The organism is Mycoplasma sp. 2261 (assembly GCF_053851575.1).
This window is the reverse complement of record NZ_JBSQAX010000008.1, coordinates 38,055-44,837: the sequence shown is the minus strand read 5'-3', so window position 1 is coordinate 44,837 and position 6,783 is coordinate 38,055. Positions and strand designations below refer to the sequence as shown.

Annotated in this window: 5 protein-coding genes; 4 read left to right on the top strand and 1 reads right to left on the bottom strand. The window is 29.2% G+C overall.

Translation table 4 applies throughout. The annotated features are described in order from the left end of the window. The 4 genes from ACWXVM_RS02420 to ACWXVM_RS02405 form a co-directional block, all read left to right on the top strand. Positions 1 to 889: coiled-coil domain-containing protein (locus ACWXVM_RS02420; RefSeq protein WP_455994163.1), on the top strand; the 889-nt coding region annotated here is incomplete at its 5' end. A 243-nt stretch (positions 890 to 1,132) separates the two neighbouring features. Then, positions 1,133 to 2,284 carry a hypothetical protein gene (locus ACWXVM_RS02415; protein ID WP_455994161.1) on the top strand — a complete coding sequence of 384 codons (1,152 nt, stop codon included), beginning with the start codon at positions 1,133 to 1,135 and terminating at the stop codon, positions 2,282 to 2,284. A 63-nt stretch (positions 2,285 to 2,347) separates the two neighbouring features. Then, the gene (locus tag ACWXVM_RS02410) at positions 2,348 to 3,598 is read left to right on the top strand and encodes an IdeS/Mac family cysteine endopeptidase (protein ID WP_455994159.1); all 1,251 of its coding nucleotides are present in this window, start codon (positions 2,348 to 2,350) and stop codon (positions 3,596 to 3,598) included. Positions 3,599 to 3,790: 192 nt separating this feature from the next. After that, on the top strand, positions 3,791 to 5,263 hold the full coding sequence (locus tag ACWXVM_RS02405) for an IdeS/Mac family cysteine endopeptidase (RefSeq protein ID WP_455994157.1): 1,473 nt from the start codon (positions 3,791 to 3,793) through the stop codon (positions 5,261 to 5,263). Between the two features lie 143 nt (positions 5,264 to 5,406). On the opposite strand, the gene ACWXVM_RS02400 is transcribed toward ACWXVM_RS02405, so the two are convergent. Beyond that, positions 5,407 to 6,783: a M17 family metallopeptidase gene (locus tag ACWXVM_RS02400; RefSeq protein WP_455994155.1), complete on the bottom strand. Its 1,377-nt coding sequence runs from the start codon at positions 6,781 to 6,783 to the stop codon at positions 5,407 to 5,409.

The following is a 6,783-nucleotide window of genomic DNA, read 5'->3' as shown; positions in this document are numbered from 1 at the left end:
AGAAGAAGGCAAAGAACAAGAAAAGAAACCAGAAGATCCTAAAAAGAAAGAAGAACAAGAAAAGAAACCAGAAGATCCTAAGAAGAAAGAAGAAGGCAAAGGACAAGAAAAGAAACCAGAAATTGATGGTAAAAATAAACCTGGCGATGACAATAAAAAAGATGATCAAAATAAGGAAAATGGCTCAGATGAAAAAGATGATATAACACCAAAAATTAGTCCAGAAGCACAAAAAATACAAAATGAAATTAAGGTTAAAGAAGATGAAATCGATAAAAAAATCGTTGAACTTAAAGCCATTTCCAAATCAGAACTGAATGATTTAGAAGCAACTATCGAAGATGCAGAAGAACAAATTAAGTATTTAAATGAAGAGAAAACCTCTGATATGAGCAATGTAGAAACTTATGATAAACTTATAAAAGATTTTATGGATATAAAATCAGAGGCTAAGAAAAGACAAGAAGAAGTTAAAAAACTACTAGTTTATAATTCTAATGATCAAGAATTCTCTAACTTGATAAAAGATTTGGAACAAGAAAAAGTAGATGCTGATTTAGAAATTAATGATCTAAAAGAGCTTTTAAAAGATGATAGTGTGGACAAGAAAAGTGTTAATGATTTAGTCAAAATCTTTGAAGATAATAAAAAAGAAATTGATAAAAAAATTGATTTGTATAAAAATCTATCAATTGCCAATTCATTTATAGTAGATATAGACAATCAAATAGAACAACTAATGAAAAAAATGGATGACATGCCTGATAAAGAAGAATTAAAAAATGAATTAACAAAAAAGAAAAATTTGCTATTTGAATTAAGAAAGGAAATTAAAGAATTAATTGATAAAATTTCTCAAGAACAATTACAACTTGAAAAATACTTATAATGGTTACTGAATTTAATAAGATGATTTAATAATCATCTTATTTTATTATTTATATTTTTTTAATATTACTAAGATCTAATAAAAATAGAGTTTTACATTTTAGAAATAAATGAATAGAAAATTAAATTTTAATATTTTTAAATAAATAACAATTTTAATAAAGTAGATACACTTTGCAAAAAAAAATAAAAAAACTATGGTATATATTATATTGAAAAGCACATTAATTAAAAAGGGGAAAATATGAAAAGATCTAGTAGAATCTTGTTGTCACTAGCTAGTTTGCCTGTTCCATTTTTCACAACAATAGTTGTAATGTCGTGTAGTAAAGGCATAACTAATAAGCTAGAAAAAATGACTGATAAAAAAGACAAGCAAATTAGCGATGCGAAAGGTTTAGAAAAAAATACCGATAGCCCAAAACCTGAAACTCCTGAGGGAATAATGCCGAATATCAAGGGTAATAATTCAAGTGAAAATAGCCCCGAAACAAGCCCTGAAATAAAAAAACCAGATATACATGAAGATGAATCTAAAACGGATGAAAATGATGGTGATGATCCTAGTGATAAGGATTTTGATCCTAATAATCCCGATGCCAGTGATAGCGAAGAATCAGATGATTCTGGATCTAATCAAGATAATTCACAAAGCAATGATAATGAAGGCAATAATGAATCCAATAATGCAAATAAGGATGATGCAAAAGACATGATTAAGCCTAATCCTGAAGCAGAAAAATTAGAAAAGAAAATTAATGAAAATGAAAAAATAATTGATCAAAAGAGCCAAGTACTAAAAAATGTTATTAATCAGGAATTAGATGAATTAAATAACGAAATTAGTGAAGCGAATGAACAAATTAAAAATCTTAATGAAGAAAAAGAATTTGATAAAGAAAATGAATCTGTTTTTCAAGAGTTGATAAAGGAATTTGAGGAAATAAAAAAGAATGATGAAAAAAGAAAATCAGAAGTTATTAAACTTTTAACTTATAATCCAAATTATTCTGAATCTCGTCAGGAAATAATGGAACTTGAAGATGAAAAAGAAAATATAGATACACAAATCATGCAACTTATGGAATTAAAGAAAGAGGAACAAAATAATTCCTTTGATATTGATAATTTAATTAAGACATTTGAAGAATATAAGAAACAAATAGATAAAAGAATAGCGCTTTTTAAGGATTTATCGCTTGCTAATTCTGTTATAATGAATATTGATGACCAATTAGAACAAATAATGAAAAAAAACAGTCAAAATAGCGAAGATATGGAGCTAAGTTTAGAATTAAATAATAGAAAAACTAAACTTACTACTTTAAGAGAACAAATAAAAGATTTACTTGCCAATATTTTTCAACAAGAAGAACAATTATCTTTAATTCAATAAATAGCACCAATAGTAAAAATATAGTTCATAAGAAATCATCATTTTCAAGGAGGTTTTTCCAAATTGAAGCATAAAAAATCAACATTATTTACTTTTGAGATTATATCAGTAATTTCTATACCAGCAATTGTTTTGTCATGTCAAAAAATTGATGACATAAAACCAAAACCTCAACCTGAACCAGAACCAGTACCAAAACCTACTCCTGTCCCACCTGATCTAAAGCCAGGCCCGCCTCATAAACCACGAAAAACATTGGGTAATGATAGGACACAGCAAATCAAAGGAACAGAACTGGGCAAATTTTTACACAACGAGGAGGTTGTGGAAACTCTGTTTTTAAAGGATGTAAGTCCTAACTTTGCAAAATTTATTCACTATGTTAATCAAAAAGATGGTGTTGATAGCTGATGGTATGCTCATAATGATAATGAAGAAGGATGATTTGATATCAATAAGGAATTTACTCGTGGCGATAACTTTTTATGTGGTGCTATTGTAGTGGTTAATGCTTTACATTATTGAATTAAACAAAATAGGCAATATTTAGATAAATATTTACTAGATCCTAGAAAGGGAGTAATTTCATTTAAAAACTCATTGCAGGATATTACAATTGATTTTCGCAACTTGAATACCTTTGTTAATCATATGGGAAATGATGGAATTCGAACTACAAGAGAAAATAGCGTACTTTTTGAATGAATTAAAAAAGATTATGGTGGTAATGTTGATAAAAGAACTGGGAAGGGCTTTGTTACACCATTTAAATTATTTGATGAATTAATAAATGGATATTCGTACTTTCGCATCGGACCGAAATCACAACAGTTAAATAATCCAAATAATTGGAGTCTTAAAGCTAACTGAAAAGGATTTTTTAAAGATGTGTTTAAAAGTAATATTTTATCAAATAGATGGTCATTTAGAAATGCGCATAGTGCAAAGAATCTAAGCGAAAGATTAAGAAATGAAATAATATCAAATAAGGCACTTGCTATCTCTCATACCTATGGTTCAGTTGTTGTTAATCATATTGTTAATGTTTGGGGAGCTGATTTTGATAAAGACGGGATAGTTAAGGCCCTTTATGTAACTGACTCAGATGATCAGGAAGCCTTCTTTGAACAAGACGGAATCAAAAAACGTCTTGGTATTAAGAGATACAAGGTGAATTTTGATACTCAAAAAGGGAAAGTTTTTATCGGTGCTAAAAAAGAAAATATAGCTGAGGCATTAGATATTTACACTTTTAGTTTAGGAACCACATATTGAGAGCAATACTTTAAGAATTTATCTAAAAATAAGCAATAAAAATTTGGGTTATTAATAAAAACCCGAATTTTTTTCTATGCTTCAAAATGCTTTTTGAGTAAATTTTTTTCAAAAGATGCAAAAAAAAAAAAAAAAACTATGGTATAAATTATATTGAATGGAGCAACAAACATCGGCTCGTTTATTATGTTTTTTGCTTTGTTAAACTAATTTTAAATGAGGTATTCAATATTGAGTAAAAGGAAGTTGTTTTTATTAACTTTAGGCATTATTCCGACTTTATCTATGTCGTCTGTTGTTTTATCATGTCAAAATAGAAATGTTATGGAGCCATCCCCTAAACCAGATTCTGAACAACCACATAATAATACACATATGCATAATCCTAATGAAAATAATGTTGAGAAAAGAATCAATGATTCAAAACCTTTAACTCCTCCGCATAAAAAGAAAAAAGAAGAAAAAAATCCGCAAATTATCCCGGATCCAACTATTAAAAATAAAGGTAACAATACTAATGTTATTCCGCAAATTAAATTAGGTCCCTCTATAAAAAAGAATAAAGAAAATAATATAATTCCACAAATACCGCTCGGACCATCAATTAATAATAAAGCAGATGAACCAAAGAAAATTCCGCAGTTAGAATTAATTCCTGCCCCAAAGTCAGAAGTCCCAAATTTACCAAAAATTCCTTCACCAAACGATAAAACACAACAACTATTGAATACTCCGTTAGGTGATTTTCTAAAAAGTGAAGGTGTAGTTGAAACTTTATTTTTAAAGGGTGTAAATCCTAATTTTAGTAAATTTTTCCATTATATTAACGCAAGCGACGATATCGATAGCTGATGATACGCTCACAATGATAATGAAGAAGGATGATTTGATATCAATAAAGATTTTGACCGTGGTGATAATTTACTTTGTGCTGCAGTAGTTGCAGCAAATGCTATTCACTATTGAAGCATACAAAACAAGGACTATATTAATAAGTATTTAAATGATCCACAAAAAGGAATAATAGGAAAAAATAATGAAATAGATTTTCGCGAAATTAATAAGTTTCTTGAGGCTAATAATGATAATATAAAAACAAAAACAGAACATAGTCAATTATTTGAAATTTTTAAGAAACTTTATGTCGGGCGCACTGTTTGGCCAGATAAAATTTTTGATACTTATATAAATGGTTATGGTTATTCTAATAGGCAACAACGCAACCAAGAAATTAATTATGAAAAAGGTAAATCTGGATTTCTTGGGTTCTTTAAGGACGTTTTTGGTAAACACTTATTAACGGACCGTTGACATTTTGGTTATGGCGCCTACGCAAAACCACTCTCAGATAGACTTAGACGAGAAATTGAAGCTAATAAGGCTATTGGTATATCTCATACATATGGTAGCGTTTCAATTAATCACATTATAAATGTTTGAGGAGCTGATTTTGATAAAGATGGGATAATAAAGGCTCTTTATGTAACTGATTCAGACGATCCGAGATTTGCATTTGAACAGGAAGGCGTTAGAAAACGTCTTGGTATTAAAAGATATAGAGTTGATTTTAGCGCTGCCGATGGAAAGGTATATATTGGAGCAAGAAAAGAAAATATAACGCAAGCACTAGATATATATAGTTTTGGGTTAGGCGTTAACTATTGGGAAGATTATTTTAATAATCAATCTAAAAATAAGTCATAAAAAATTCAGATTAAAAGGATCTGAATTTTTTTATTATTTTGGTATCGTAGATAATTTTGTGTAATTACTATTCTCAAATCACTTACTAAAAAGTAAGCCAGAGATTAATTTACACAAAATTTTTTATAGTACCCTTATTTATGTTATTTTGATACTAGTTCCGATATTGTTTTAACCATTGCAAACATTGGTTTTTCATTAATATCGCATGTCCCTGCTATATCAAAGTGTATATATTCTATATCGTTGGTAAATTCTTTTAAAAACATCGCTGCTGAAGAAGAACCAGCATTTCCGGTAAAATCTGTATTTTTTAGATCTGCAACAATTGAACCTTTAATATATTCAGCATATTCATCATCAAGTGGCATTCTTCACACTAATTCATGTTGAATTTTTGCGGCATTTTTTGTATCTTCTCAACCCTTTTTAGTTGTTGATCATACCCCGGTGTATGTGTCACCTAAAGCCATAATCATTGCTCCAGTTAAGGTCGCAACATCAATTAATCTTGTAGCTTTTAGTTTTGTTGCACCATAGTATAAACCATCAGCCATAACTAAACGACCTTCGGCATCAGTATTATTTACCTCAACAGTCTTTCCGCTCATTGAAGTTCAAACTGAATCAGGAAGTGAGGCGTCACCATTAATTCTATTATCGGTAATGCACATGATAGCCGCTACATTAGTTTTTGGTTTAGTTTGAGCAATTATTTTCATAACGGCAGCTACAACAGCAGATCCGCCCATATCATATTTCATTCCATTCATATGGCGACCGGTTTTAATATTGTAACCACCCGAGTCGAATGTAATACCTTTACCAACCAAAACGGTTTTTTCTTTTGATAATTCGTTACCATTATATTCTATAATAACAACACGTGGCTCGTAAATTGAACCTCTATTAACTGATAGTAGCAGACCCATGTTTAGATTTTCAATTTGTTTTTTGTTTAAAACTGTTATCTTTAGATTTTGATATTGGCTTAGTTCCTCTTGTGCAATTATTGCTAGTTGTTCAGAGTTTAGTTCATTAGGAGGCGTAACGCCTAAATTTCTTGCTCAATTTTGTGCTTCAGATAGAATCACCGCCTTGTTAAAGTGTGCTATTAAATCGCTTGTAGGATTTTGCAAATATAGTGAAAGATTGTTATGATTTTCTTTTTTATAGATGGTTTTTTTATTATAAAGTTTGGCTGCTGAAAAATTTATTCCTTTTGTAAATGCATCAACAGTGTCATAGATACATATTTTGTTATCAACAGGAAATGTAGCGACATCGATTTGATAATTTCTTGCAGCATTTGTAGCTAATGATTTAGCAAAATCAAAAATATTATTATAATTGATTTTTTCTCTTTCTCCCATGTAAACATAAGCAACATTTTCGCTAAGAAATTCTGTAATTGTAAAATCCTTTTCGACAAGATTTTTTGGTAATTTATCACCCTTAAAGACTGCTTTTAACAATAGAAAATCATTACGTTTTTCATCAATTTTTTTAATTAGTTCCAT